The organism is Phocaeicola faecalis (assembly GCF_021730445.1).
GTDB lineage: Bacteria > Bacteroidota > Bacteroidia > Bacteroidales > Bacteroidaceae > Phocaeicola > Phocaeicola faecalis.
Genome location: NZ_JADNRM010000011.1, coordinates 23561 through 49809, shown reverse-complemented (window position 1 = coordinate 49809; position 26249 = coordinate 23561). Strand labels below are relative to the sequence as shown.

The 26249-nt window shown below is 44.5% G+C and carries 20 protein-coding genes; 4 read left to right on the top strand and 16 right to left on the bottom strand.

Annotation, left to right across the window (positions count from 1 at the left end; all coding sequences use genetic code 11):
* Positions 1-31: 31 nt before the first annotated feature.
* The 15 genes from lpxA to IR173_RS11525 form a co-directional block, all read right to left on the bottom strand.
* Positions 32-799, bottom strand: a complete 768-nt coding sequence (gene lpxA / locus IR173_RS11595; protein ID WP_237039761.1) for an acyl-ACP--UDP-N-acetylglucosamine O-acyltransferase — start codon at positions 797-799, stop codon at positions 32-34.
* Between the two features lie 8 nt (positions 800-807).
* The gene (locus tag IR173_RS11590) at positions 808-2193 is read right to left on the bottom strand and encodes a bifunctional UDP-3-O-[3-hydroxymyristoyl] N-acetylglucosamine deacetylase/3-hydroxyacyl-ACP dehydratase (RefSeq protein ID WP_237039760.1); all 1386 of its coding nucleotides are present in this window, start codon (positions 2191-2193) and stop codon (positions 808-810) included.
* A gap of 4 nt (positions 2194-2197) precedes the next feature.
* Positions 2198-3238 (bottom strand): UDP-3-O-(3-hydroxymyristoyl)glucosamine N-acyltransferase, encoded by a 1041-nt coding sequence (lpxD, locus tag IR173_RS11585; RefSeq protein WP_237039759.1) that lies wholly within the window; start codon positions 3236-3238, stop codon positions 2198-2200.
* A 133-nt stretch (positions 3239-3371) separates the two neighbouring features.
* A complete protein-coding gene (locus IR173_RS11580; protein WP_237039758.1) occupies positions 3372-4607 on the bottom strand; it encodes an HD domain-containing protein in 1236 nt (411 codons plus the stop codon).
* Complete coding sequence (gene pyrF, locus IR173_RS11575) at positions 4607-5431, bottom strand: orotidine-5'-phosphate decarboxylase (RefSeq protein WP_237039757.1); 825 nt, start codon at positions 5429-5431, stop codon at positions 4607-4609. The genes IR173_RS11580 and pyrF overlap by 1 nt, the downstream gene beginning before the upstream one ends.
* A 25-nt stretch (positions 5432-5456) precedes the next feature.
* The gene (gene prfA / locus IR173_RS11570; RefSeq protein ID WP_237039756.1) at positions 5457-6566 is read right to left on the bottom strand and encodes a peptide chain release factor 1; all 1110 of its coding nucleotides are present in this window, start codon (positions 6564-6566) and stop codon (positions 5457-5459) included.
* A gap of 14 nt (positions 6567-6580) precedes the next feature.
* Positions 6581-6748 carry a hypothetical protein gene (locus tag IR173_RS11565; RefSeq protein ID WP_237039755.1) on the bottom strand — a complete coding sequence of 56 codons (168 nt, stop codon included), beginning with the start codon at positions 6746-6748 and terminating at the stop codon, positions 6581-6583.
* A 5-nt stretch (positions 6749-6753) separates the two neighbouring features.
* Complete coding sequence (locus IR173_RS11560) at positions 6754-7920, bottom strand: AIR synthase related protein (protein ID WP_237039754.1); 1167 nt, start codon at positions 7918-7920, stop codon at positions 6754-6756.
* Between the two features lie 454 nt (positions 7921-8374).
* Positions 8375-9376 carry an AI-2E family transporter gene (locus tag IR173_RS11555; RefSeq protein WP_237039753.1) on the bottom strand — a complete coding sequence of 334 codons (1002 nt, stop codon included), beginning with the start codon at positions 9374-9376 and terminating at the stop codon, positions 8375-8377.
* A 57-nt stretch (positions 9377-9433) separates the two neighbouring features.
* Positions 9434-10384: a tetratricopeptide repeat protein gene (locus tag IR173_RS11550; RefSeq protein ID WP_237039752.1), complete on the bottom strand. Its 951-nt coding sequence runs from the start codon at positions 10382-10384 to the stop codon at positions 9434-9436.
* 14 nt (positions 10385-10398) lie between these two features.
* Positions 10399-12612 carry a beta-N-acetylglucosaminidase gene (locus tag IR173_RS11545; protein WP_237039751.1) on the bottom strand — a complete coding sequence of 738 codons (2214 nt, stop codon included), beginning with the start codon at positions 12610-12612 and terminating at the stop codon, positions 10399-10401.
* 46 nt (positions 12613-12658) lie between these two features.
* Positions 12659-14554, bottom strand: coding sequence for a RecQ family ATP-dependent DNA helicase (locus IR173_RS11540; protein ID WP_237039750.1), 1896 nt, complete (start codon positions 14552-14554; stop codon positions 12659-12661).
* A gap of 6 nt (positions 14555-14560) precedes the next feature.
* Positions 14561-16282: a single-stranded-DNA-specific exonuclease RecJ gene (gene recJ / locus IR173_RS11535; RefSeq protein ID WP_237039749.1), complete on the bottom strand. Its 1722-nt coding sequence runs from the start codon at positions 16280-16282 to the stop codon at positions 14561-14563.
* Between the two features lie 176 nt (positions 16283-16458).
* Complete coding sequence (locus tag IR173_RS11530) at positions 16459-17667, bottom strand: C1 family peptidase (protein WP_237039748.1); 1209 nt, start codon at positions 17665-17667, stop codon at positions 16459-16461.
* 33 nt (positions 17668-17700) lie between these two features.
* A complete protein-coding gene (locus IR173_RS11525; protein ID WP_237039747.1) occupies positions 17701-19092 on the bottom strand; it encodes an aminopeptidase P family protein in 1392 nt (463 codons plus the stop codon).
* A gap of 235 nt (positions 19093-19327) precedes the next feature.
* Between IR173_RS11525 and IR173_RS11520 the strand changes: the two genes are divergently transcribed.
* From IR173_RS11520 to IR173_RS11505, 4 genes are all read left to right on the top strand, one after another.
* On the top strand, positions 19328-20854 hold the full coding sequence (locus IR173_RS11520; protein ID WP_394800668.1) for a sulfatase: 1527 nt from the start codon (positions 19328-19330) through the stop codon (positions 20852-20854).
* 90 nt (positions 20855-20944) lie between these two features.
* The gene (locus IR173_RS11515; RefSeq protein WP_237039746.1) at positions 20945-21799 is read left to right on the top strand and encodes a patatin-like phospholipase family protein; all 855 of its coding nucleotides are present in this window, start codon (positions 20945-20947) and stop codon (positions 21797-21799) included.
* 277 nt (positions 21800-22076) lie between these two features.
* The gene (locus IR173_RS11510; RefSeq protein ID WP_237039745.1) at positions 22077-23882 is read left to right on the top strand and encodes a S8 family serine peptidase; all 1806 of its coding nucleotides are present in this window, start codon (positions 22077-22079) and stop codon (positions 23880-23882) included.
* A gap of 27 nt (positions 23883-23909) precedes the next feature.
* Positions 23910-24890, top strand: coding sequence for a PorV/PorQ family protein (locus IR173_RS11505; RefSeq protein WP_237039744.1), 981 nt, complete (start codon positions 23910-23912; stop codon positions 24888-24890).
* A gap of 68 nt (positions 24891-24958) precedes the next feature.
* On the opposite strand, the gene IR173_RS11500 is transcribed toward IR173_RS11505, so the two are convergent.
* Positions 24959-26200, bottom strand: coding sequence for a 6-bladed beta-propeller (locus IR173_RS11500; RefSeq protein ID WP_237039743.1), 1242 nt, complete (start codon positions 26198-26200; stop codon positions 24959-24961).
* Positions 26201-26249 lie beyond the last annotated feature (49 nt).

The following is a 26249-nucleotide window of genomic DNA, read 5'->3' as shown; positions in this document are numbered from 1 at the left end:
TTTTCGTGCAGTAAAGTTATAAAAAACTTTGTTATCTGATGATACCTCTTTGAGAATTTTCTATGAAAGAAATGATATATTCTATTTCCGGGCTCATAGGAACTTCTTTTCGCACTTCTGCCAATGCGTCTGTCACGTTCATACCACTTTGATAGATAATGCGATAGGCATTGTGTATGTTCTCAATCAGTTCATTTGAGAATCCGCGGCGGCGTAGCCCTACAATATTAATTCCTGCATAAGCAATCGGTTCGCGTCCGGCAATGATATAAGGAGGAATGTCTTTGCTGAATCGCGATCCTCCCTGAATCATTACATATCCGCCCACACGACAGAACTGGTGCATCAACACGGCAGCGCTGATAATGGCGTTGTCGTCAATGATAATCTCGCCTGCCATCTTAGTGGAATTTCCGATGATACAACCGTTTCCCACCCATGCATCGTGTGCCACATGTACACCTTCCATCAGCAGGTTATTGCTGCCCACCACTGTTCTGCCTTTGGCTGCGGTGCCACGGTTGATGGTTACGTTCTCGCGGATAGTGTTGTTGTCACCAATCTCTGCAGTCGTATCTTCACCGCGGAATTTCAAATCTTGGGGTATAGCGCCTATGACTGCTCCCGGAAAGATGGTGTTTCCATTGCCGATGCGTGAACCATACAAGATAGTGGCATTGGGCATGATGGTGTTGTTGTCACCGATTTCCACATTCTTATCGATAAATACGAAGGGACCGATTTCTACGTTTTCACCAATCTTTGCTTCGGGATGTATATATGCTAGTGGACTGATCATTTCTTATCTTATTTGTTTTTTACTATTTGTGCCATGAATTCTGCTTCGCACACTACTTTCTCACCTACGAATACATATCCTTTCATTGTAGAAACGCCGCGGCGGATAGGTGCCAACAGTTCTACACGGAATATCAGGGTATCTCCCGGCACTACTTTCTGACGGAACTTCACACCGTCTATTTTCAGGAAGTAGGTGGAGTATCTTTCCGGTTCGTCTACCGAGTTCAGTACAAGCAGTCCGCCACATTGTGCCATTGCTTCAATCTGAAGTACACCCGGCATAACGGGTTCTTGAGGGAAATGTCCTTGGAAGAACGGTTCGTTGGCAGTGACGTTTTTCACACCTACAATATAGTTGGCACCAATGGCAATCACTTTGTCTACCAGTTGGAACGGATAGCGGTGTGGAAGTAATTCGCGGATGCGGTTGACATCCATGATAGGGGCTTCGTTACAATTATAGCTGGGAGCCTGAATTTCGTGCAATTTAATTTCTTTGCGTATTTGGCGTGCAAATTTATTATTGATGGTGTGTCCCGGACGTGTTGCGATGATGCGTCCCTTGATGGGTTTGCCTATGAGGGCAAGGTCGCCAATGATATCCAGCAATTTATGACGTGCCGGTTCGTTGTCCCATACCAAAGGAATGTGGTTGATATAACCTAATTGAGTGGCATCCATGTGGGGAACACCCATTACGTCAGCCAGTTTGTCATAATTGTCCTGGCTCATTTCTTTTTCGTAGATGACAATGGCATTGTCCAAATCGCCGCCTTTAATCAGGCCTGCTCCCAATAGTGGTTCAATCTCGCGCACAAAAACGAATGTACGTGCAGAAGCTACTTCGGTGGGGAATTTGGACATATCCTCCAAAGTGGCAAACTGATTGGACAGGATTTTGGAATCATAAGAAATCAGGGCGTTGACACTGAAGTTTTCATCCGGTAAAACAATGATGGAAGAACCGGAAGTCTCGTCTCTGAATTCTATTTTCGATTTAATGATATAATAATCCTTAACGGCGTTTTGCTCTTCGATGCCCACACGTTGGATGCACTCCACATATTGTTTGGCGCTACCGTCCAATATCGGGAACTCAGGTCCGTTCACCTGGATGAGGCAGTTGTCAATGCCTGCCGCATAAAGTGCCGCCAATGCATGTTCGACAGTACTTACTTTTATGCCGTTCTTTATCAGTACAGTTCCGCGGGTGGTATCACCTACATTTTCTGCCACTGCATCAATTATTGGTTGTCCTTCAAGGTCAATACGTTGAATTTTATACCCGTGGTTGTCCGGTGCAGGATTAAATGTCACCGTCAAGTTTACTCCGGTATGCAGGCCTTTTCCGTTTAGTGAGAAACTGCCTCTTAATGTCTTCTGTTTCAACATGGGGTTATTTATTTAGTTGTTTTTTTAATTCTTCTATTTCTTTCTGCATGCTGTTCAGTGCTGCATACATTTCGGGAAGCTTCTTATAGACGGCCGATGACTTCATAAAGTTCTTGGCATCGATGGCCGGAGTACCCATTACCTTTTCATTGGATTTGATATTACCGGGAACGCCTGCCTGTGCACCGATTCCTACTTTATCACCCACTTTGATATGGCCGGCCAAACCTACTTGTCCGCCGAACATACACCATTCGCCCACTTTGGTAGAGCCGGCGATTCCCACTTGCGAAGCCATCACTGTGTGACTTCCTACTTCTACATTGTGGGCTATTTGGATAAGGTTATCAAGCTTCACGCCTTTGTGTATCACTGTTGCTCCCATTGTAGCACGGTCTACACACGTATTGGCACCGATTTCCACATCATCTTCTATAATTGCTATTCCGATTTGAGGAATCTTTTCATATCCTTCGGATGAAGGGGCAAAGCCGAAACCGTCAGCACCAATCACACAACCGGCGTGCAATGTACAGTTATTGCCGACACGACAGTCATGGTATACAGTTGCATGAGGATATAATGTACAGTTACTGCCCACTTTCGCATGGCTGCCTACAGTAGCATGCGGGTGGAGTGAAGTATTGTCACCAATCTCAGCACCATCGGCTACACAAGCGAATGGGGCGATATATACATCTTTTCCTATTTTGGAGGTAGGGGCAATGTATGCCAGCGGGTCAATGCCGGTTTTTTTAGGTTTGCTCATTTCATAAAGTGTCAGCAGCTTTGCCAGACTCTCGTATGCATTGTCCACTTTGATAAGGGTTGCTTTAACTTCCTGCTCGGGGACGAAGTCTTTGTTAACCAACACAATGGTAGACTGCGTATCATAAATGTAATGAGTATACTTCGGATTTGAAAGAAATGAAAGTGCACCCGGCATTCCTTCTTCTATTTTAGCAAAAGTATGCACAGTTGCGTTTTCGTCACCAACAATAATTCCCTGGATGTATTCCGCAATTTGTTTAGCTGAGAACTCCATAATACTGTTTTAATTCTTTATGTTCTAAATGTTTCTGTTTTATTACTTGCGCGTTACATATCTGTGTAACTGCACTATTAATTATGCAAATTACGCATTTTTTTTTGATATATCCGTACAATTCACTAATTATTTAATGCCCGCCTTCTTCCGGACGCAGGTAACATGCATAATATTTCTTGACTTTCCGAGAGAGTAGAGAGATATTCAGCATATCCGAAGCTTCGGCAATGTCCTTGGTGCTTCCATCGTTGTAGATGATGTCAATGCTGTCATCTTCCTTTTTGTACATGTCATTCTCTATACTGGATATTGATAGAAAATAATTTGCTTCTTTCTTGTTGATACCTAGTTGGTTACATATCATTGAAAGCAGTTCTTCCTTTCTCTCTTTCGAGATGGGGGAAGAGGTGACTTCTACTTTAAAGAGACGGCGGTTGATGAGTCCGCGGCTCAAAGTAGAGAGTATGATATCGCTGTGGCTGCTCCATACTTTCAGTGCAGTCCATATATCATTGTCATCCAATTGAATAAAATATTCTAGACAATTAGAATCATTATAAAATTCTTCTTTGCCAATGGAATGGTATAAAAAGAACTTCAATGCCGGAGAAGCAAAGAGATTAATGCCTTTTGAAGCTAATTCTTTGGCGCGGAGCAAGGTGCTGATGAGCATCTTTTCACTGGCTACAGATGTTTTATGCAGGTAGACTTGCCAATACATCAGGCGGCGGGATGTCAGAAAGTTCTCTATGGAGTAGATTCCTTTCGATTCGACCACCAGATGATCGTCTTTTACGTCCAGCATCTTGATGATACGTGCCGAACCGATATTGCCTTCCGTTACGCCGGTGTAAAAACTGTCACGGCGCAGATAGTCCAACCGGTCCATATCCAGTTGTCCGCTGACTAATTGGTGAAGAAACTTTTTGGGATACTCATCTTTAAAGATTTGGATAGCAAGATTGAGCTGCCCTTTCAGGTCTTTGTTGATGCGCTCCATCAGCATCAGTGAAATTTCTTCATGAGAGACGCCTGTGACCAATGTGTTCTCCAGAACATGCGAAAAAGGCCCATGTCCGATATCATGAAGCAAAATAGCTGCCTGAACAGCTTCCGCTTCACTGTCAAAAATGAAATTACCTTTGGCTGTCAGGTGATTGATGGCTTCACTCATCAAATAGAAGGCTCCCAGCGAGTGCTGAAACCGGGTATGTTGCGCTCCCGGATACACAGCAGAAGATAAGCCCAGTTGCTTGATGCGTGTGAGGCGTTGCAGCAACGGGTGGCATACAATATTATATAACAACCCCTTCGGGATATTGATAAACCCGAAGACGGGGTCGTTTATGATTTTTCTTTCACTCATTAAAGAATTGCTTTCAACTGTTCTTCCATTTGTGCCTGAACTTTCTTGGCTTCTTGTCCGGCTACGTTAGCGAAGTTTTCAGTTTTATCGGCATAGATAATGGCGCGGCTGGAGTTGACAATCAGTCCGCAAGTGTTGTTCATGCCATATTTGCAAACTTCCTCCAATGAACCGCCTTGTGCACCTATGCCCGGTACCAGCAGGAAGTGGTTGGGAACAATCTTACGGATATCTTCGAATGCACGTCCTTGGGTTGCACCTACTACATACATCATGTTTTCATCGTTTGCCCAATTCTGTGAGGTGCGCAAAACCTTTTCAAACAGACGCTCGCCGTCGGCATCTGCCGTCAGTTGGAAGTCGTGCGAACCTTTATTGCTGGTCAAGGCCAGCAAAATAACCCATTTGCCTTCGTAAGTGAGGAACGGAGTAACGCTGTCTTCACCCATATATGGAGCTACAGTGACAGAATCGATGTTCAATTCTTCAAAGAAAGTGCGGGCATACATGGCCGAGGTATTGCCAATGTCGCCACGTTTGGCATCGGCAATGATGAATTGGTCAGGATAGTTTTCCTTGATGTAGTTCACTGTTTTTTCAAAAGCAATCCATCCCTTCACGCCCATGCTCTCATAGAAAGCCAGGTTGGGCTTGTATGCAATACAATAAGGAGCTGTTGCATCGATAATAGCCTTGTTGAAAGCAAAGATAGGGTCTTCTTCCTTCAACAGATGTTCGGGGATTTTCTTTATGTCTGTATCCAATCCTACACAGAGGAATGATTTCTTCTTTTTGATGTTCTCAAATAATTGTTGCTTGTTCATAGTTATGCTATTTAGCTTGATATTATTATAATTCACTCTCTTTCAATCGCTCTGCATTTTCAGCCACTATCAGATGGTCGATGCAGTCCTGAATGTCGCCGTCCATGAAAGCAGCCAGATTGTAGATGGTGTAATTGATACGGTGGTCGGTGATGCGTCCCTGCGGATAGTTGTAGGTACGAATCTTTGCCGAACGGTCTCCGGTAGATACCATCGTCTTACGCTTGCTGGCAATATCATCGATATACTTTTGGTGTTCCTTGTCATATATAAAGGTACGCAGGCGCGAAAGGGCGCGTTCTTTGTTTTTCGGCTGGTCGCGGGTCTCGGTACATTCAATCAGGATTTCCTCCACTACGCCCGTGTTCGGGTTCTTCCAATTGTAGCGAAGACGTACTCCCGATTCCACCTTGTTGACGTTCTGTCCGCCGGCACCACCGCTTCGGAAGGTATCCCATTTGATTTCACCTTCATTAATTTCCACATCAAACGGTTCGGCTTCCGGCAATACGGCAACAGAAGCGGCCGAGGTATGCACACGCCCCTGGGTTTCGGTAGCCGGAACACGTTGCACACGGTGAACTCCTGATTCGTATTTCAACGTACCATATACTTTATCACCAGTCACATAACAGATAATTTCCTTGAATCCTCCGGCAGCACCTTCGTTGGCACTGGAAACTTCCAGTTTCCAGCCTTTCGTTTCGCAATATTTGGAATACATACGAAACAGGTCGCCGGCAAAGATGGCTGCTTCATCGCCTCCGGTACCGCCACGTATTTCGAGGATGGCATTACGGTCGTCCTGCGGGTCGGCGGGAACGAGCAGCAGCTTTATTTCTTCTTCCAATTCGGGAATACGCGCTTCGCAGGCATTTGCCTCTTCGCGTGCCATTTCCTTCATTTCGGGGTCAGATTCGGTTGTCATTATCTGCTTTGCCTCTTCCAGTCCGTTCAGGCATTGTATATATTCTTTGCGGGCCTTCATAATGTCGCTCATATCCTTGTATTCCTTGGTGAGTTTGACATAACGCTTTTGGTCCGCAATCACATTCGGGTCGGTGATGAGGGTGGAAACTTCTTCAAACCGGGCTACCAGCCCTTCTAACTTATCTAATAATGTATTTTCTGCCATTCACTGAGTTACTACTACTTCTTCTTGTTCTTATTATTAATCACAGCAACGACGCTTCCACCTACTAAGTAACCGATAACTGTTCCAATTATACTACCTGAAGGCATTTTGAATATGAGACAAAGCCCGATGAGTAGAATAAGAGATAACAATATCTGTATGAGGAAAACTCGTCTGTTCATATTGGTTAGTATTTGAATTCTCCAAATTCACTCTTGATAATCAGTTCCTTCTTGTCACTTTCTTCAATGTGTCCTACAATTTGTGCATCGATATTGAACGACTTGCTGATAGCAATCACTTCTTCAGCGTGCTCCGGTGACAAGTAGACTTCCAGACGGTGCCCCATATTGAATACCTTGTACATTTCTTCCCAATCCGTACCGCTTTGCTCTTTGATGGTCTTGAACAACGGAGGAACAGGGAACAGGTTGTCTTTCACCACTCGGACGTTGTCTACAAAGTGCAGAATCTTGGTCTGTGCGCCACCTGAACAGTGAACCATACCGTGAATTTCGGGACGAAGCGCATCTAGCAACTTCTTCACTACCGGAGCGTATGTACGCGTAGCCGATAATACCAGTTTGCCTGCATCCAGCGGGCTGCCTTCCACTTTGTCTGTCAGTTTCAAGTTTCCGCTATAAACTAACTCTTCGGGAACGGCCTTATCATAACTTTCGGGGTATTTCTCTGCCAGATATTTAGAGAATACATCATGGCGGGCACTGGTCAAACCGTTGCTTCCCATACCGCCGTTATATTCTTTTTCGTAAGTTGCCTGTCCGTAAGAAGCCAGGCCGACAATGACGTCACCCGGACGGATATTGGCATTATTGATAACGTCTGCGCGCTTCATGCGGCAAGTTACGGTAGAATCTACGATGATGGTGCGGACCAAGTCACCTACGTCGGCTGTTTCGCCACCGGTGGCATATACGCCTACTCCCATTTCACGAAGTTCGGCAAGCAGTTCGTCTGTTCCGTTGATGATAGCAGAAATGACTTCTCCGGGAACGAGCAGTTTGTTGCGTCCGATGGTGGATGAAACCAAAATGTTGTCGACAGCACCCACACAAAGCAGGTCGTCGATATTCATAATCAGTGCATCTTGCGCAATGCCTTTCCACACACTCAGGTCACCGGTCTCTTTCCAATAGAGATAGGCTAATGATGATTTTGTCCCTGCACCGTCGGCGTGCATAATGTTACAATATTCGGGGTCACCACCCAGAATATCAGGGATAATCTTACAGAAAGCTTGTGGAAAAATACCTTTGTCAATGTTCTTAATGGCGTTGTGTACATCTTCCTTGGATGCGGACACGCCGCGCTGCATGTATCGTTGATTACTCATGAGTTAAATGTTTTGTTCAATTGAATGCGCAAAAATAGTTATTATTTTGCTTATAGCCTTGAGTTTTACAAAAATAAAAAGAAATCCGGCTATGTTTTACGTCCTGTTTGTATTTGTTCCGGAGGTTAGTCCCGATGTGCGTCGGATTAAGCCTTTCCGTCCTGTTGGTTAAGTGTTTTTGTAGGTCAGACTATTACAGACTTCGGCAATGGACCGTACGGTCTGCTGCAGTGGACTGTACGGTCTGCTGTAATGGACTGTACGGTCCGCTGCCGAAGTCTGTACTAATCTTCCGCTTAAAAGACCTTAGCTGACGGCATGGAATGCCTTAGTCTTCCCTTTGTCTGCGGTAAGTAGGGGGAAGGGACAGTTTATCGGAAAAGAAGCCCGTAGCCCTCCATGAATATTGTTTATGATGGCAGGGAGATAAAATGACTGTTTTTCCGATAGTTGTCTATTTTAAGTATTGCTCTTTAAAGATATTGACGCATAGAATGAAGATGGAAATCAGTAGCGGACCGAATATCACTCCCATGAATCCAAATAATGACAGCCCGATGACAACTCCGAAGATAGTGATGAGAGGATGGGTGTCTGCCATCTTCTTTTGAAGGATAAAGCGGATAAGATTGTCGATGTTGGTCACTATCAATCCGCAGTACAGCAGTAACCCGACGGCATGAGGCCAATCACCCGATATGGCCATGTAAGCAGCTAAAGGAAACCATACCAGGGCTGTTCCCACAATAGGAATAACGGTGGCAAAGCAGGTAAGGAAACCGAAAAGCAATGCACTGGGGGCATCAAACAGATAGTAGCCCAACGTAGCGATTGCTCCTTGAATGATTGCCAATAATGGAATGCCTATCGCATTTGCCCGAACAATCATGTTGATTTCGTTCATTACATGCTTCTTGTTGCTGTCACTGAAGGGGAGAAGCTCATAAATATATTGTTCCATTTTTGTTCCTCCAATCAGCATGAAGTAGAGTACAAAAACCAATACGAAGAGATTGACGGCAAAACTGCTGATACCGCCCATCAGGAATTGGCCGATGCCGGGAAGTATGGAGGCTATCGAGCTGATGTTTTCTTTGCTCAGCAAGTCATATTCTGTTTTCTGGCGAATCCAGTCGGCAAGGTTGGTGACTGTGTTGACAAAAGCGGTGGTGTCTACATTGACGGTCTGCAACTTGTTGATAAGGAGCCACACAGCCAATGAGAGAGGAACCAGGAAGCAGAGTATTGCTTCTATCAACAGGATAATGGCAGTGATGCTTTTCCTTATTTTTTTCTTTTGAGTAAGATAGAGCATCTGTCCTCTGACCATGATGTAGATGGTACATGCTCCTAATATTCCTCCCATAAAAGGAGTCATTTTCAGAAAGAGCAAAAGCCCTAAGCCCAGTATGATGGTGATAAGGGAATATTTCCAGTATTGTTCTTTTACGCTCATGTTTTATTGTATATCTCTCGTAGATAAACAATAAAACAGAGCATAATGTTTATCTCATCAGAAGGGAACGTTCTTTGTCATGTTCTCGTAATTGTTATATTGTCCGCTGATGTTTTCTTCGGTTTCGGGAGCCAGTTCCATGGCTTTTTTCATATCTTCCACAGAACCGTCCTTGTCGCCTTTCAACAACTTGATGCGGCCTCTCTCATGATAGGCTTGTGCAAAGTTGGGATTGATTTCGATGGCTTCATCATACACTCCGATGGCTTTGTCGAAGTCTTTCTTTGTCAGGAAAAGCTCTCCCGACAGCAGATATGCCTTTTCATTAAAAGGATTGAGCGACAATACTTGATTGAAACATTCCTCTGCCTGTTCCTCTTCACCGGTTGCTGCCAGTATTTCGCCTTTCAACAACAGGGCCTGTTCGTCTTCGGGGTTGAGGCTCAGTAATTTCTGAATGTCCTCTGCCGCATCTTTTGCTTGCTTCATGCCCCATAATACTTCAGCGCGCAATTGGTATGCTTCCGTATAGTCTTCTTTTAAGACTATCGCTTTGGTCAGCATGGCAATGGCATTGATTTCTTCTTTCATTCCCACCGCTGCTTTGGCAGTGAGATAATAGGTGAGAGGATTCTTGTCGTCTAAGGCGAGTGCCTTTTGGCAGGCATCGTTCATGGTTTCATAGTCTTCTTGCATGAAGCAGATACCGGCCAGCGACAGAAAGGTGCTGACTTGTTCAGGGTCTTTTTCTGCCATGCGGTCGAAGGTGATGCGTGCATCATCCAGGCGGTTGGCCTGGATGTATGCATTGGCAAGGAAGGTGAGCGTTTCCATCTCGTCATTGATGGCAACTGCTTCTTCAAAACATTTGATGGCGTAGGGCAATTTGCCCATGCGCTGAGCGCGGATGCCGTCGTATTTTAAAATCTCAAAATTCTTTTTATCGTTTTTCTCTTTTTCCGTTTCAGGGGTATTGTTCCCACCGAATAAAGATTTAAAAAAGCCCATAATTTACAGTTGTTTTATTTGTCTACAGTAATAATGAATCGTCTGAGATAGATTTCTTGTTCCTTGTCTTGACTGTTGCTGAATCTCACGGCTTTGACGGGAGCTTTCTTCAGGTCTGCTGTCAGGCGATTCTTTTCCTGTTTATAATCTATTTTCTTCCATTCTTTGCCGTCGGTCGAAACTTCAAGTACTCCCCAGGTTGCCACTTCGGGTTTGCCGAAGTCAATATCAATGCTTAATCCCGGATAAACGTTATCAAGCTCGATAGTGATAAAGCCTTTGGCTTGCCATTTGATGACTTCCAGTGCCGGAGACACTTGGATGCGGTTGGTCTTTAGTTGCAATGGCAGGTTTTTGATTTGTTCCACATCACTGACAAGCTTATGCGGCATATAATCGGTCGTTGCATCCAGCAGGGTGCTGTATTTCTTGTTATAGCGTTCTGTCACAGCTGCAAAGGTTTGGTCAATCAATGGTTTAATCACTTTTGTGGCCGTTTTTACACCCGGTTGATATGGATTCTGATTGTATGTCTGGTCTATTTGGAACATCTGTTGCTGTAAAGCTTTTACGTGTTTGTATTTGCGCATAAACAGTTCTTGGTTGCCGCTTTCGTAGGCTTTTGCCATAGCCAGAACTTCTCCTCCCGTTTCGCCCAGCAGTTTGAATTGTGCCAGCCACGGTTTCATTTCTTCCACCAATGGAGTGTTTTCGGCGTCGGTCAGTAGGATGTCGCCGGATTCTGTCATTCTGCCGAAAGTCTCTTGCAGGGCGGTGTAATCGCTTTCATTATATTTCCCACCTTTTATATAGCTGTCGGTGAAACTTTGGGCGACCGGTTGCAAAGCGACAGATTCGTCACGACGATATCTGTGTCCGTTCGCTCCCAGGTCGGAATTATGTGCCGCAAAGAATTCCAATTCTTCGGCAGATGTCGGCATGATGTTCTTGATGGCATCCTTCCAAGTCTTTTCACTGTCATACTTTTCAGGATTCCATGAGTAGGATGCTACTCCGTATATGGCAATCTTCGATGCTTCGGCATGTTCCATCGGATTGGTCACGAAGCCGGACATTTGGTCGGCTATCTGAGTGTCATTGCCGTATACAGGGCCAAGCAGCAAATGGTCGCGTACATAGTCTGATACAGGGAAGTTCCACCAGATATAGGCCGGACGTTTGATTCGTTCGTTAATCCATTGGATACCGTCTTTGGTGATGTCGGAAATCACGCGGTCACCTGTCCACATGATTTGGATACTCGGGTTCAGCTTGTCGCCCAGTGTGGTGAGGTATCCGCCTTTGGGGTCGGACCAGCTTTTGTTATACTCTGTGGGGCACATGACGAGCGGGGTTACATCCTTTTTCACTTTTACAAAGTTCTCGTCGATGTAGTTCAATAGCTCTGCCTGTTTGACAGGGTTGGTTCCTTCGCCTGAAATGTCGTCAAAGAAGACAGCGAAAGAACGTACGCCTAAGTCATACATCTTTTCGAATTTGGCCAGCAGGTTATCACGGTCTTCCTGATTCCATTTGATGTCTTGTCCCGGATGGATGGCCCATACGAAATCGACTTCATTTTCTTTGGCTACTTTCACCAGTTCTTGCAACTGCTTGGCTTCTTTTTCGGGATAGGGCAGGCGCCAGTTGGGAGAACTGTGGTAAGGGTCGTCTTTAGGACCATAAATATAGGTGTTCATCTTGTTCTCGCCATAGAATTTGAGTTGGCGCAGACGGGCGGCATGGCTCCACGGAGTGCCATAGAATCCTTCCACTACACCGCGGAAACGGATAGAGGGGTAGTCTTTTATCTCGACAGCCGGAAGTTGGTTGTCTTTCAGCAGGCGGCTGAGGGTCTGCAAGGCATAGAATGTTCCTCGTTCGTCATTTCCTGCCAATACAATTTCTTTATCGTTGATGCAAAGATAGTAGCCTTCCTTCCGGTTGGGAATCTGACGGGCAAACTTGCGGACGGATTTGTCTCCTTTTTCCCCGATATAGATGCGTAAACCTTCTTTGGCTGAGTGTTTTCCTGCCAATAACTGTTTTAATTGTTGTACTGCATAGGGGTTAGCTTCCGTGTCTCCAGTGAATTGATAGATTCCGGGTAAAGTGATTCGCTGGCCGGATTCGGACATCTGTTGAGGTACAGGCTGGACGTCTGCATGTTGTGCAAATGCATTGAGTCCTGCAAACAGACAAATAATTGCTAAATACGCTTTTCTCATGTTTTATTGGGGTAAAAGGTTAATAAATCAGTGGCAAAGATAATACTTATAAAGAAAGTATTCCATCATTTGATTGTATTATTTCTTCAGATAGGAGGTACGAAAGCACCTTTTCCGCCTTTTTGCGCTCTCCGTTTATGCTGTTTAACAAATCGGCGGCAGAGAGGGGGGATGTTCCGAGCAGTTCACGGATTTGATTTTCCATCTCTTGAAATTCACCCAGCTTCATACCCGAATGGTGTGTGCTGAGGCATACGTCACATAAACCGCAGTTGTGCTCGTTTTTCTCGCCGAAATAGCGGAGCAGCATGCGACTGCGACATTTGTCTTTGGCAGTGGCGTACTCTATTATGGCCTTAATTCGGGTCATATAGCTCTCCTTACGGTCTTCATATATATCATGGGTGATGGCAAGGCGATGGCTTTCCTGTCGTTCACGGGTATATATTATATAAGGTGTCTTTTTGCGTGGGATATAGTGCAGTATATGCCGGCGGGTCAGCATCAGCAGGATTTCGTAAATGCGTTGGCGTGTCAGACCGGAACGGATGGCTAGGGAATCTTCGTTTATATAGGCGTAGTCGGTGAACAGGCCGGTGTAAGAACGAAGGATGATGTTGATAAGTTTCTCTGTTTCGGGGTCGGTTTCGCGGAGTTTGTACAACTCGTCTCTGTGGACGGTGAACAGAATGCGGGAAGCGTTGTCTTGCTCGTCTGTATATTCCAGATATCCGGCTCGGGTCAGTATTTTCAGCGCACTGTCTGCCTGCACGGGGAAGTGCTTGAAGTTGTGGCAAAACTCATCCAGATTGAAGGCAAACGTACAGCCCAGACCGTCTCCCATTGCCATTTGGAAATAGTAGTTGACGTCTTCATACACTTTTCGGATATACTCTTTATCGGGAAACGTGTCGGTTATTCGTTTGTTGAGCGTTGTCTTGTCACTCTTGGCATAAAGTAAGACAGCGTAAGCTTTTTGTCCGTCTCGTCCCGCACGTCCGGCTTCTTGGAAATAAGCTTCGGGCGAATCTGGTAAATCAATATGGATAACCAGACGGACATCCGGTTTGTCAATGCCCATTCCGAATGCATTAGTGGCAACCATGACACGGCTTTCGCCTGAGAGCCAGCTTTTCTGCCGCTGATCTTTCACGTCATTGTTCAGTCCTGCGTGGTAAAAGGTGGCTGTGATATCATTGTTTGTCAGTAACTCCGCCACTTCCCGGGTACGCTTTCGGTTTCGGGTATATACGATAGCGCTCCCTGACACACGGTTCAAAATGTGCAGCAACTCTTCCTGTTTGCTCTCTGTATTGCGGACAATATAGGCCAGATTCTTTCGCTCAAAACTCATGCGAAAGACATGGCTGTCTGCTCTGAAGCCTAATTTTATCTGAATGTCTTTGACTACTTCGGGAGTGGCTGTAGCGGTAAGTGCCAATATCGGGATGTCAGGAAGCAACTCCCGTATTTCGGAAATCTTTAAATAGGCAGGGCGGAAGTCATATCCCCATTGAGAGATACAATGAGACTCGTCGACTGTAATCATGCTGATTTTCATATTCCGCAGCTTGGTGCGGAATATATCAGTGTCTAGTCGTTCGGGAGAGATATAAAGGAATTTATAATCGCCGAATATGCAGTTCTCCAGCGCTACAACAATTTCTTCACGCGTCATGCCCGAATAAACCGCCAGTGCCTTGATTCCCCGGTCACGGAGATTGCGCACCTGGTCTTTCATGAGAGCAATAAGGGGGGTAATGACCAGACATAATCCCGGTTGCGCCAATGCCGGTACCTGGAAGGTAATGGATTTACCTCCGCCGGTAGGCATCAGCCCTAACGTATCATGTCCTTTTCCGATACTCTCTATGATTTCTTCTTGAATGCCACGGAAGTTATCATAGTTCCAGTATTGTTTTAGAATCTCTTTGTAGGTCACCCTTGTCTATTCCTCACTAGGTTTGATATCTTCAATCTGCAACTGTACCTCTCCGCGCTTATGCGTGTTTTCTTCGATGGTATAACAGATGTCGAACGAGCGTTTTGTCTTGATGTAACGGGCTTGTGAGCTTTGTCCGAAAGCTATTCCGTTCATGACATTGTTTGATTTGTTGTCGACCAGTTCCAGTTTGATATGCTCCTGATCGCGACCTACCACTTTGCTGGTTCCGTAGTCATATACATTATGTGTACAGAATACCGGTTTGTGATTGTCGGGTCCGAACGGATTGAACTTCTTCAGGTCGGCATGAAATTTCGGAGTGATGTCGCGAAAATCTATTTCAGCATCGATATCTATTACCGCACTGGTCTGTTCGGGTAAAATATGCTCGGATACATACATTTCAAAACGCCGGGTGAACTCTTCCACATTCTCTACCTTCATCGAGAGTCCTGCCGCATACGTGTGACCACCGAAGTTCTCCAGCAAATCACGGCAGTTTTCAATAGCCTTATATACATCAAAACCGGAAACGGAACGGGCCGAACCGGTTGCTAGATTGTCAGTGCGTGTCAGCACCACTGCCGGGCGGTAATAAATCTCGGTCAGGCGTGAAGCTACAATCCCGATTACCCCTTTATGCCATGCTTCATTATAAATGACGATGGTACGACGTTCTGCCAATCCTTCCAAACTGTCCACAATGTGATTGGCTTCTTCGGTCATGGTCTTGTCAAGGTCTTTTCGGGTCTCGTTGTACTGGTTTATCTGATTGGCTTTTTCCAAAGCGGAGGAGAAGTCTTTTTCTATCAATAATTCGACAGCTTCTTTTCCATTCTGTATACGGCCGGAAGCATTGATGCGCGGTCCAATCTTGAATACAATATCTCCGACAGTGATTTCTTTTTCGGACAATCCGCAAATGTCAATAATTGCTTTAAGTCCTACACTTGGATTGGAATTCAACTGTTTCAGTCCATGGTAAGTCAGAACACGGTTTTCTCCCATGATGGGAACAATGTCAGAGGCTACACTGACAGCGACCAAATCCAAGAGGGGAGTCAGCTGATGGAACTCAATGCCGTTGTTCAAGGCAAAAGCCTGCATAAATTTGAAGCCTACGCCACACCCCGACAGATGTTCGTAAGGGTAAGTTGCATCCGGGCGTTTCGCGTTCAGAATGGCTACGGCAGGAGGGAGCACGTCATCGGGTACATGGTGGTCACAGATGATGAAATCAATTCCTTTTTCTTTTGCATAAGCAATTTCTTCCACCGCCTTAATGCCACAATCCAATACAATAATTAGTTTTACACCCGTTTCATAGGCATAATCCACCCCTTTCACTGATACTCCATAACCTTCGTTGTAGCGGTCGGGAATATAGTAATCGATGTTCGAATAGAACTGTTGGAGAAACTTGTATACCAATGCTACGGCTGTCGTGCCGTCCACATCATAGTCTCCATAAACCAATATACGTTCTTTCTTTCCCATAGCTTGGTTTAAGCGTTCTACGGCAATACTCATATCCTTCATCAGGAAAGGGTCGTGTAGTTCGCTAAGCTGTGGGCGGAAGAATCTTTTAGCCTCTGCTGCTGAGGTTATACCTCTCTCTAGCAATAGCTTACAGAGGACGGGACTGATTCCTGTCTCTTTAGCTAATGCTTTAGCTGCTTCTGTCTGTTCTTGGCTTGGAGGTTGGTAATTCCATTTGTGATTCATTTTATATATTATTTTTTTCTTTTTTCTTCTCACATGAGGAGACCTCACTTTTATCTGTTTCAGGTGGTCTCCAATCAATCCGTAAAGTTAGGAAAAAACAAATAAAAAAGCCGTTAATTCCGTATATATTTTTACGGAATTAACGGTAGTGCTTTAAATACTAGTATATTACAGTATTATTTAATACCTAACTTTTTAGCGATTTCTTTAGGAAGTGCTTTCTTGTTGACAACGATATTCATGGTTTTGTAGCGCACGAATGCTTTTGATGCATACCACACACCGTTATATTTGCCGGCTTTGCCCCAAGAGTTCTTTACCATATAGTATTCGTTTCCATCTTGGTCTTTGGCGATACCGTAAATCTGCATTCCGTGGTCATCGGTCGTTTCCCAGTTGTCGTATGCTTCTTGGCGTTCTTCTTGAGTACACCATTTCTGAGGCTGCGGTTTGCTGTTCAGTTTCTTTTCTTCCGGTTTCATTTTCAGCCAGTGTGCCATGTCCGAGCCACTCAACTCTTGTACTTTTTCAGCATCGGGCATCACTGCGATACCATCGCGGGTAAATCCTTGTTCGCTGACGTCGGAACCCCATGCAATAGTATAGCCGGTATTGATGGCATTGTCAAATACTTCCATCAGTTCGTCGATAGGCAAGTTATAAGATTGTCCCCAACGCCAGTTGTCTTGAATTTCAAGAACAAACGGTTCGTAGAACGGATGGTGAGTATAAGAAGTCAATGAAATGTAATCGTCAGGATTCAGTCCGGTTGATTCGTAGAATGACTGAGGAGTATATTCTTTCCCTTTGTAAGTGAACTTTTCGGGGCATTCACCCAAATAAATGTCATGAATGGCAGCGATGGCTTTCTTCCACAACGGTTTGCGGTTTTCGTCTGTTTGGAGCGAGCGGTGCTTTCCTTTTGCGATAGCAGCGACAACAGCGTCAGATACGGCTGTCAGTTCTGTATGGTTGCTTAATGTATCTCCATACATCACACCCGGACGCATTTCTTCTTCAGGTACCAAGCCGAATTTCTTCATGCCATACAGTACGTCATAAAAAGAACCTCCTTGTGAGAAAGATACATCTCCGTGAGTACGCACGGCTGCATCGGCACGGTCGAGATAAGTTTGATGTACGATATACATTTCAGACAGGTCGTATTCGCCTTTTCCCATGCGGAGTAATTCTGATTCCAAAAAGGCCATACTTGAGTAACACCAGCAAGTTCCTGCACGACTTTGGTTCTTAATAGAAGTAATAGGAAGTTCCTTTACGGTAGTAAATACGAATCCTTCTTCTTTGGGTTCTTCTTTTGCTTCTTGAGCCGACAGACTCATGCTGACGAGTCCAATTGCGGCGAGTAATGTAAATCTTTTCATTCAGTGATAATAGTTTTGTTTGATATTAAATTATTATTCATTCATAATTGCTTCTACCTCATCGATAGTAATAGGGATACGTTTCTCTCCGGTAAAGCGGGAGCCTTCGGGAGTAATCAGAATATCATCTTCCAAACGGATACCGCCGAAGTCTTTGAATTTGTCAATCGCATCATAGTTCAGGAAGTCGGTATGCATTTTCTCGGCTCTCCATTTGTCGATGAGAGCGGGAATAAAGTAACAGCCCGGTTCGTCTGTGATAACGAAACCTTCTTGCAGACGGCGTCCCATGCGCAAAGAAGCAAGTCCGAATTGTGACGAAGGACGCACTTCATCGTCATAGCCGACATAAATCTGTCCCAAGTCTTCCATATCATGTACATCTAGTCCCATCATGTGTCCCAGGCCGTGAGGGAGGAACAAGGCATGCGCACCGGCTGCAACAGCTTCGTCTATATTGCCTTTCATCAGTCCTAAGTCTTTCAGTCCTTGTGCCAGAACTTTACATACTTCTTGATGCACGGACATATAAGTGATGCCCGGTCGGGCAATTTCCAATGCTCTGTCATGGCAAGCCAATACTATATTATATACGTCTTTTTGGCGTCCTTCAAATTTTCCGCCGACAGGAACGGTACGGGTATGGTCGGAGCAATAATTGCTCAGTCGTTCTGCCCCCGCATCGGTCAGCATCATGCGTCCCACTTCTAAAATGTGGCTATGGTCGTGGTTGTGCAATGTTTCACCGTGCTGAGTCAGGATAGTGGCAAAAGAAGTCATGCTTCCGTAAGAAGAAGCGATGCCGTCCAATACTCCGGCAATATATTGTTCTTTTACTCCCGGTTTGCATAAACGCATGGCAGCGGTATGCATTTCATAGCCGATATTGCAAGCTAAGTCAATTTCTTCTATTTCACAGGCTTCTTTGACAGAACGCAAAGCAACGACAGCTTTGATTAGTTCCAGTGAAGCATATTTTTTAACGATGGAAGCACGGATACCGGTCAATTCTTCCAGCAGCATCATATTGTCGTAACGATAGGGAGGGAGGAAATGAATTTTTCGGCCTTGTGCAACGGCTTTTCCCACCATTTCTTTCAGTTGCGCAAAAGGATAACTCTGCTGGACACCTACCTGTGCAGCCAAATCCTTGACGCTCGGTTGAGGCCCCATCCAGATAATGTCATCCATATCTACATCATTGCCAAAGAAATAATCTTCTCCTGCTTCAACGTCCATGATTCCTGCATATCCCGGATGAGAGTGACCGAAGAAATAGAGGAAAGAACTGTCCTGACGAAATTTATATGTATTGTCCGGGTAGTTTGCCGGGGCTTCGTTATTGCCTAATATAAGGATAAGGCCGTTTTGCACTTTGTTTCTCAGTGCTTGCCGACGGTTTTTATAAATAGCAGAATCAAACATGGTTAACTCGATTTTAATTGAATATTTATGAACTGTTTGCAAATGTAACAATTATAATTTTAAATTCACGTGCTGATGTTTAAAAAATAATCATACCGCGCGACTTTGTGCTTGTTTATCCTTCATATTTTTCGATTCTTTCTTGTATAAACGAGAATTTCTTAATAACTTGCCGCGTCTTTTCGATGAAATCTTTATTAAGTCCGCTTCTATTAACCTCTTAATAACTAACAAAATGAATAGAATTGTAAGCCGAAGTCTATCGGGAGCCTTTTGTGGTGTTTGTTTTTCGATGATGAATGCACAAGACCGTCCCAATATCGTAGTATTTATTGTGGATGATATGGGGTTGATGGATACCTCTGTTCCTTTTGTGACAGACCATCATGGAAATGCGGTGAAGCAGCCGTTAAATGAATGGTATCGCACTCCTAATATGGAACGCCTTGCCCAACAGGGAATTCGTTTTTCCACTTTTTATGCTCAGAGTGTGAGTTCTCCTTCAAGAGCTTCTATCATGACGGGGCAGAATGCAGCCCGACACCGTACTACAAATTGGATTAAGCCGGAGGATAACAATCGTACCCCTTATGGACCATTGGACTGGAATTGGAAAGGACTGACACGTAACAGTATTATTTATCCTTATGTGCTGGAACAGGCCGGTTATAAGACTATTCATGTCGGTAAAGCACATTTCGGTTGTATCGGCAGTGAAGGAGCCAATCCGAAGAATTTGGGCTTTGAGGTTAATATAGCCGGTTCTGCCATCGGCAGTCCGGGCAGTTATCATGGAGAAAACGGTTATGGGGCGATAAAAGGAGCAAAGTCTCGGGCTGTTCCCGATTTGGAACAATATTTCCATACCAAGACTTTCTTGAGCGATGCGCTGACATTGGAGGCGGATAAAGAAATAGAGAAAGCGGTTGCCGAAAAGCGGCCTTTTTACCTGAATATGGCTCATTATGCTGTTCATTCTCCTTTTGAGACGGACGAGCGGTTTATAGGACATTACACAGACCCGGAGAAGGACCAACAGGCATGTGCCTTTGCCACTTTAATCGAAGGAATGGATAAATCATTGGGTGATTTAATGGATAAATTGGAAGAATTAGGTATTGCTGAGAATACATTGATTATCTTTTTGGGTGATAATGGAGGGGATGCACCTTTGGGAGGAGCGGCGGATTATGGCTCATCAGCACCCTTTAAAGGCAAGAAAGGCTCGGAGTATGAAGGCGGAGTGAGAGTGCCTTTCATTGTTGCCTGGGCGCATCCCGATGCGGGCAATAAGTTTCAGAAAGCTTTTCCCGTCGCACAAAATGCCATACAGACACAGATGGGGACAGTGATGGATATTTATCCTACCGTATTATCTGTTGCCGGAGTAAAAGCACCGGAAAATCATATATTGGATGGTTCCACCCTTGGAAAAATGATAGCAGGTAAGAAGGATAAAGCACATCGAGATGATTTCCTGATGCATTTCCCTCACGAACACCGTGGCAGTTATTTCACTTCCTACCGCAAAGGCGATTGGAAACTGATTTATTATTATAACCCGGAACATCCCGAGGCTCCTTATTATAAACTGTTTAATCTGTCGGCAGATCCCTATGAGAAGAATGATGTGGCAAAATCGGAGCTGAAAAAGGCGAAGGAATTGTTTGGATTGATGGTAAAAAGACTGGAGATGGAAAAGGCTCTCTATCCTATAGATAAGAATGAAAATGAGTTGAGACCTTTCTTTATAGCGAAATAATTTTTGAAGAAAAGATGTTTGGATGTTCGCCGAAAAAGATAACTTTGTGTCGAACTTTAATGGGAAGCTGTTTGTTCCTTGACTTTGATTATGAAAATAGACGATAAAACAGGACTGGTATTAGAAGGAGGAGGTATGCGCGGAGTATTTACCTGTGGCGTACTGGATTATTTGATGGACAACGAAATCTGGTTTTCTTACGGAGTAGGAGTATCGGCAGGCGCGTGCAACGGGCTTTCGTATATGTCCCGTCAGCGGGGACGTGCAAAATTCAGCAATATCGATTTACTGGATAAGTATCATTACATCGGTATCAAGCATCTGTGGAGCAAACATAGCATTCTTGACCAAGAATTGCTTTACGAGCATTTTCCTAAAGAGATTCTTCCATACGATTATGAAACCTACGAAAAGAATCCGGCACGTTTCGAAATGGTGACTACTAACTGCCATACAGGGCGTGCCTGTTACTTGGAAGAGAAGCATGACCGGAAACGTATTATAGACATAGCCAAGGCATCCAGCAGTTTGCCGTATGTATGTCCTATTGCTTATGTGGACAGTGTACCTATGCTCGATGGCGGAATTATTGATTCCATTCCCGTGATGCGGGCTTTTGAACAGGGATATGAAAAGAATGTAGTAGTGCTCACCCGTAATCGCGGTTACCGTAAAAAGGGAAGGGATATCAAGATACCTCATTTCATTTATAAGAAATATCCTCGTCTGAGAGTGGTGCTCAGCAAGCGTTGCCGCGTTTATAATGAACAGCTGGAACTGGTTGAGAAGTTGGAGGATGAAGGTCGGATTATAGTGATACGTCCTCACAGACCCATGGAAGTCGACCGGATTGAAACGGATATCAAAAAGCTGACCGATTTGTATAACGAAGGGTATAGCTGTGCGAAAAAGATATTTGAGGAAAAGCTGTTGCTGGAGAAGTAAATGTATCGGGGAAACTTTTGAATGAATATATTCTATAAGGTAGCGTTATGGTTGAGACAGTCATAACGCTAATTTTATATTATACATTTTGTTTTCTTCCTGAATTGTTGATTATATCTTTAGGCTCATTCTGATATTAGTCGGACTTCCTAAGTCGTTTCATTGGGTGAACGTAATTATTTTGATAGGTAAAGTCGTAAGAATGAAGAAAAAAGCATATATTTGCAACTTCCAACTATAAGTTTTATCGTAGATTATTATACATAAAAAAGATACAATGAAAAGAATAATTCCATTCTTGCTGTCTGTTTCTCTCCTCTATTCTTGTCATCAGGAGGAAGAGGTCAGTCTGCCGGACAATGGGCCGGAAATAAATCTTGCTGAGCTGGGACTATCTGAAAATGATGTTGTACAGGGACGTATGCGCATTAAACTGAAAGAGGAACCTGCCGGAGATTTGAGTGAGCGAAGCGCTGACGGCGGTATATCTGCACGAATTAAAATGATAGGCCGTTCTGCATCGGCATTGAAAATAACCCGCATGGAACGTACTTTTCCCCATGCTGGAAAATATGAAGAACGTACACGCCGTGAGGGATTGCATTTATGGTATGATGTCTGGTATTCGGAGGATGTTTCTGTGGCGCGTGCGGCCGGTGAGGTTTCGGTTCTGGAAGGGATAGAAATAGCTGCACCTATTGTGAAGGTGAGATCTTTGGGTATGAATGAATCGGTTTGGCGTGCCATTGATTTCAATGATACTTTTATTGACAAGCAGTGGTATCTGGAAAATCCGGGTACAGAGGCGTGGCAACAACCGGGTGCTGATATCCGGGTGTCTGATGCCTGGAAAGAATGTACCGGGGATCCCCGTATTATTGTTGCAGTGATGGACGGAGGCATCCAGGTGAACCATCCCGATTTGGTGGATAATATATGGGTGAACGAAGGAGAAATCCCCGGAAACGGTATCGATGATGACGAGAATGGTTATATAGATGATGTGAATGGCTATAATTTCATGTATGATTCAGGCAAACTAACTCCCATGAAACATGCTACGCATGTGGCGGGAATCATTGCAGCAAGTGGAAATAACGGTAGGGGAATTGCCGGAATAGCAGGAGGAAACGGTACTGCGGGAAGTGGCGTGAGACTGATGTGTACTCAAGTGCTGGGCTCTGTAGGCTCCAATAATACGGCTGCGGCCATTAAATATGGTGCCGATAATGGAGCGGTTATCAGTCAAAACAGTTGGGGATACAATACGACCACTACCAGCACCTCATATATTGATCCTGCGGATAAGGAAGCAATTGACTATTTTATTAAATATGCCGGGTGCGACAATGATGGTAACCAGTTGCCTGACAGCCCGATGAAAGGCGGCATTGTTATCTTTGCTGCAGGCAATGATAATGTGTCTAACCCCGGTACGGCTTCTCCGGCTGATTATGAGCCGGTAGTGTCGGTGGCTGCCATTGCTCCGGACTATACGAAGGCTTCTTATTCCAATTATGGTTCATACATTGATATTTCGGCTCCAGGAGGTAACCTGAATGGTAATGGGATGGTGTATAGTACTATTCATAATTCTTCTTATGGGGATATGAGTGGAACTTCTATGGCTTGTCCGATGGTGTCGGGGGTAGCGGCTTTGGTTATTCAGAAATATGGATTGAGCGAGAGGGAATTTACTCCTGATAGGCTGAAAGAAATACTCTTCAAGAGTGCCTATGATGTAGATGCTTATAATCTGAAATATGCCGGACAGCTTGGCTATGGTTGTGTAGACGCTGCTGCGGCATTGAATATTGAGGTGACGGATGAGACACCGACGTTGACTTTGAAAAACAATAAAGTAAGTGATGGAAGTTTGCTCTTTTGGGTGAACTATCAGTTGGCCGGTAATGCACGTATCATTATTTATAACAGTACGGGCGGGAAGGTACTTGATGCGAAGAGGGGAGTGATGGCGATGTCTATGACAACAATAGATGTAAGCAAGTTGGCTGCCGGATATTACACGATGGAATATCAATGCAACGGTCATACGATGAAACAAAACTTTATTAAATATTAATCCGGTAGAAAAAAGAAATAGTAAAATATGAAGAAAGCAATATTTTGTGTAGTAGCTTTGGGCATGTTTGTTGCCGGTGCTTATGGGCAGGATGAAGTAACTGCTATCAATACGGGAGCTGCCAACTTCCTGACTATTATGCCCGATGCTCGTACGGCTGCATTGGCTGGCGCAGGTGTTTCACTCACCGGCAATGAGAATGCCATCTTTTTGAATGGTGCTACTGTTGTGGCAGATAAGAATACTCAGGGTGGTGCTTCTTATACGTATGCTCCATGGATGCGCGATTATCAGTCAGGATACTCGCTACATACGCTGGGAGGTTTTTATAAGATAGACGAGAAGAATGTGATATTGGCGGGTTTCCGTTATTATAACTATCCGAAGTTAGGTGTCCTTGAGACCGGAGGGGAGAGTATACGTCCGAAGGAACTGGCTGCTGAAGTGGGGTATGCCCGTGAGGTAATTAAGAACCTTTCCGTATCTGCTACTTTTCGTTATATCTATTCGGATATGGGAAAGGTAGGCAACGACCAGGGAGCAAGTACGGTCGCCTTTGACTTGGGTGCATTTTACAGGAAGGCAATAGCCCGGATGGAAGGTGCGAGTTGGACTGCCGGATTACAAGTGAGCAATCTGGGACCGAAGATAAAGTATCCCAAGTCCAGCGAGTCTCTGCCGATGATGGCTAAAGTGGGCGGTTCGGTCGACTTACCGTTTTCACAGATGCACCGCTTGATGGTGACAGCCGATTTAGGTTATCGCTTGGCCCCTTCGGATGTGGAGGCAGTGAATGTAAGTGCCGGAGCAGAATATACGTTGGCGGAGCATTTTATGTTTCGGGGTGGTTATCATTATGGAGACAAGGAAAAAGGAGATCATAGTTTTGCTACAGTAGGTGCAGGAATGAACCGCTACGGTGGACATCTGGATTTTGCATGGCTGTTTGCATCAGATGACTGTCCGTTCCGAAATACGTTTTGGGTGACTCTTGGATATTCTTTCTGATAGTATAAATTAAAATGGCTGTTCATTGCTGGGCAGCCATTTTAATTCATGTCGTGTTATGGTCATGTTTAATGGCTATTGTTTGTTTGCTTCATACGGCCAATCAACAGGTAGTTATTGTCATTCTCTTGGATGGAGCCTGCCAGTGTGCTGATTTTTTCCTTCATTTCGGGTGACAGGTCGGTTTTCTTAAGTGCTTCCTCCAGTTCTTCTTTCAATACGTTGGGATCGATGTTTCGAATATAATGCCCATTTCGGCAACTTGCGAACCAAAAAGTTTCTCCGTTTCCCAAAAAGTCATTGTACACTTTGTATAATCCTCCTTTCAGCGTTTTCTTGTCTACAATAAAGTTTCGGTGCTCTCTTGTTTCGCTACTGCCGTGATTGTCTGTTTGCTCCATTTTTCCTACAACAGTCCCAATAAAGCAAGTCGGGTATTCGTATTGCCAGTGAATTGGAGCTTTTCCACTAGAAAAATGGATGGTAAAGGTCGGTTGCAGCTTATTCTGGGTATAGTCGTAGTGATACAAGGTATCAGCTTTTTCTATATGAAAGTCCAGAAAGGAGAAATCGAAGGCTTCCGTGTTGTTGTTATGGTAAATGTCGTTGCTGTAATCGGGCTTCATCTCTTTCATGGGAGGAAGTTCGGCAAGGCGGTTGCCTTCGAAGTCTTGCACCCAAATCATTCTTGGATTATTTTTCCAAGGCAGTGTGGCTACAGTAATTTGCCCTTTGTCTCCGTCTACATGGAATACGGATTTGGGGAGTACCCATTTTTCCGATTCACCTATCAGTGGAATGTCTTTTTGCAACTCTCCGTTCAGATTGTAAGTGATGAGTTTGGTTGCATTCCATGGCATGAGGTAGATGCGGTTGTGTTTTTCATCCAGTTGAAAAGGCCCTACCTGAGTGTATTCTCCGGGACCGTTTCCCACTGAGCCGATGTTACGCAAGAACTTCCCTTTACGGTCGAATAATTTGAAAGGTATGTTTTGAGAACAGTGGATTAGGATGTAGTTGTCTGATACGACTACACTACTGTTCCTTACCAGGGCTTCGTCCTTATTGTCCAACTTTACAATTTCCAAATCTTCGATGAAATAACTGAGTGGCAGGTGGATGGAATCTTTAACGGCTGTCCAGTCGCATACCATGAGGGTGGTTCCGTTTGTTTCCACTTTGGCTGCCACAGTAGGCAGCTCGTTCCATATTCTTGAATCGCCTGATGCTGTGTTGTCGTTCTCTTTTTGTTTGCTGTTGCAGGCTGTTATCATTAAGGTAGCCAGCACAAAAAATAAATGTGGTTTCATACTTTGTTGTTTTAAAATTTACCGCAAAGTTAGGAATGAAAGGAATCTG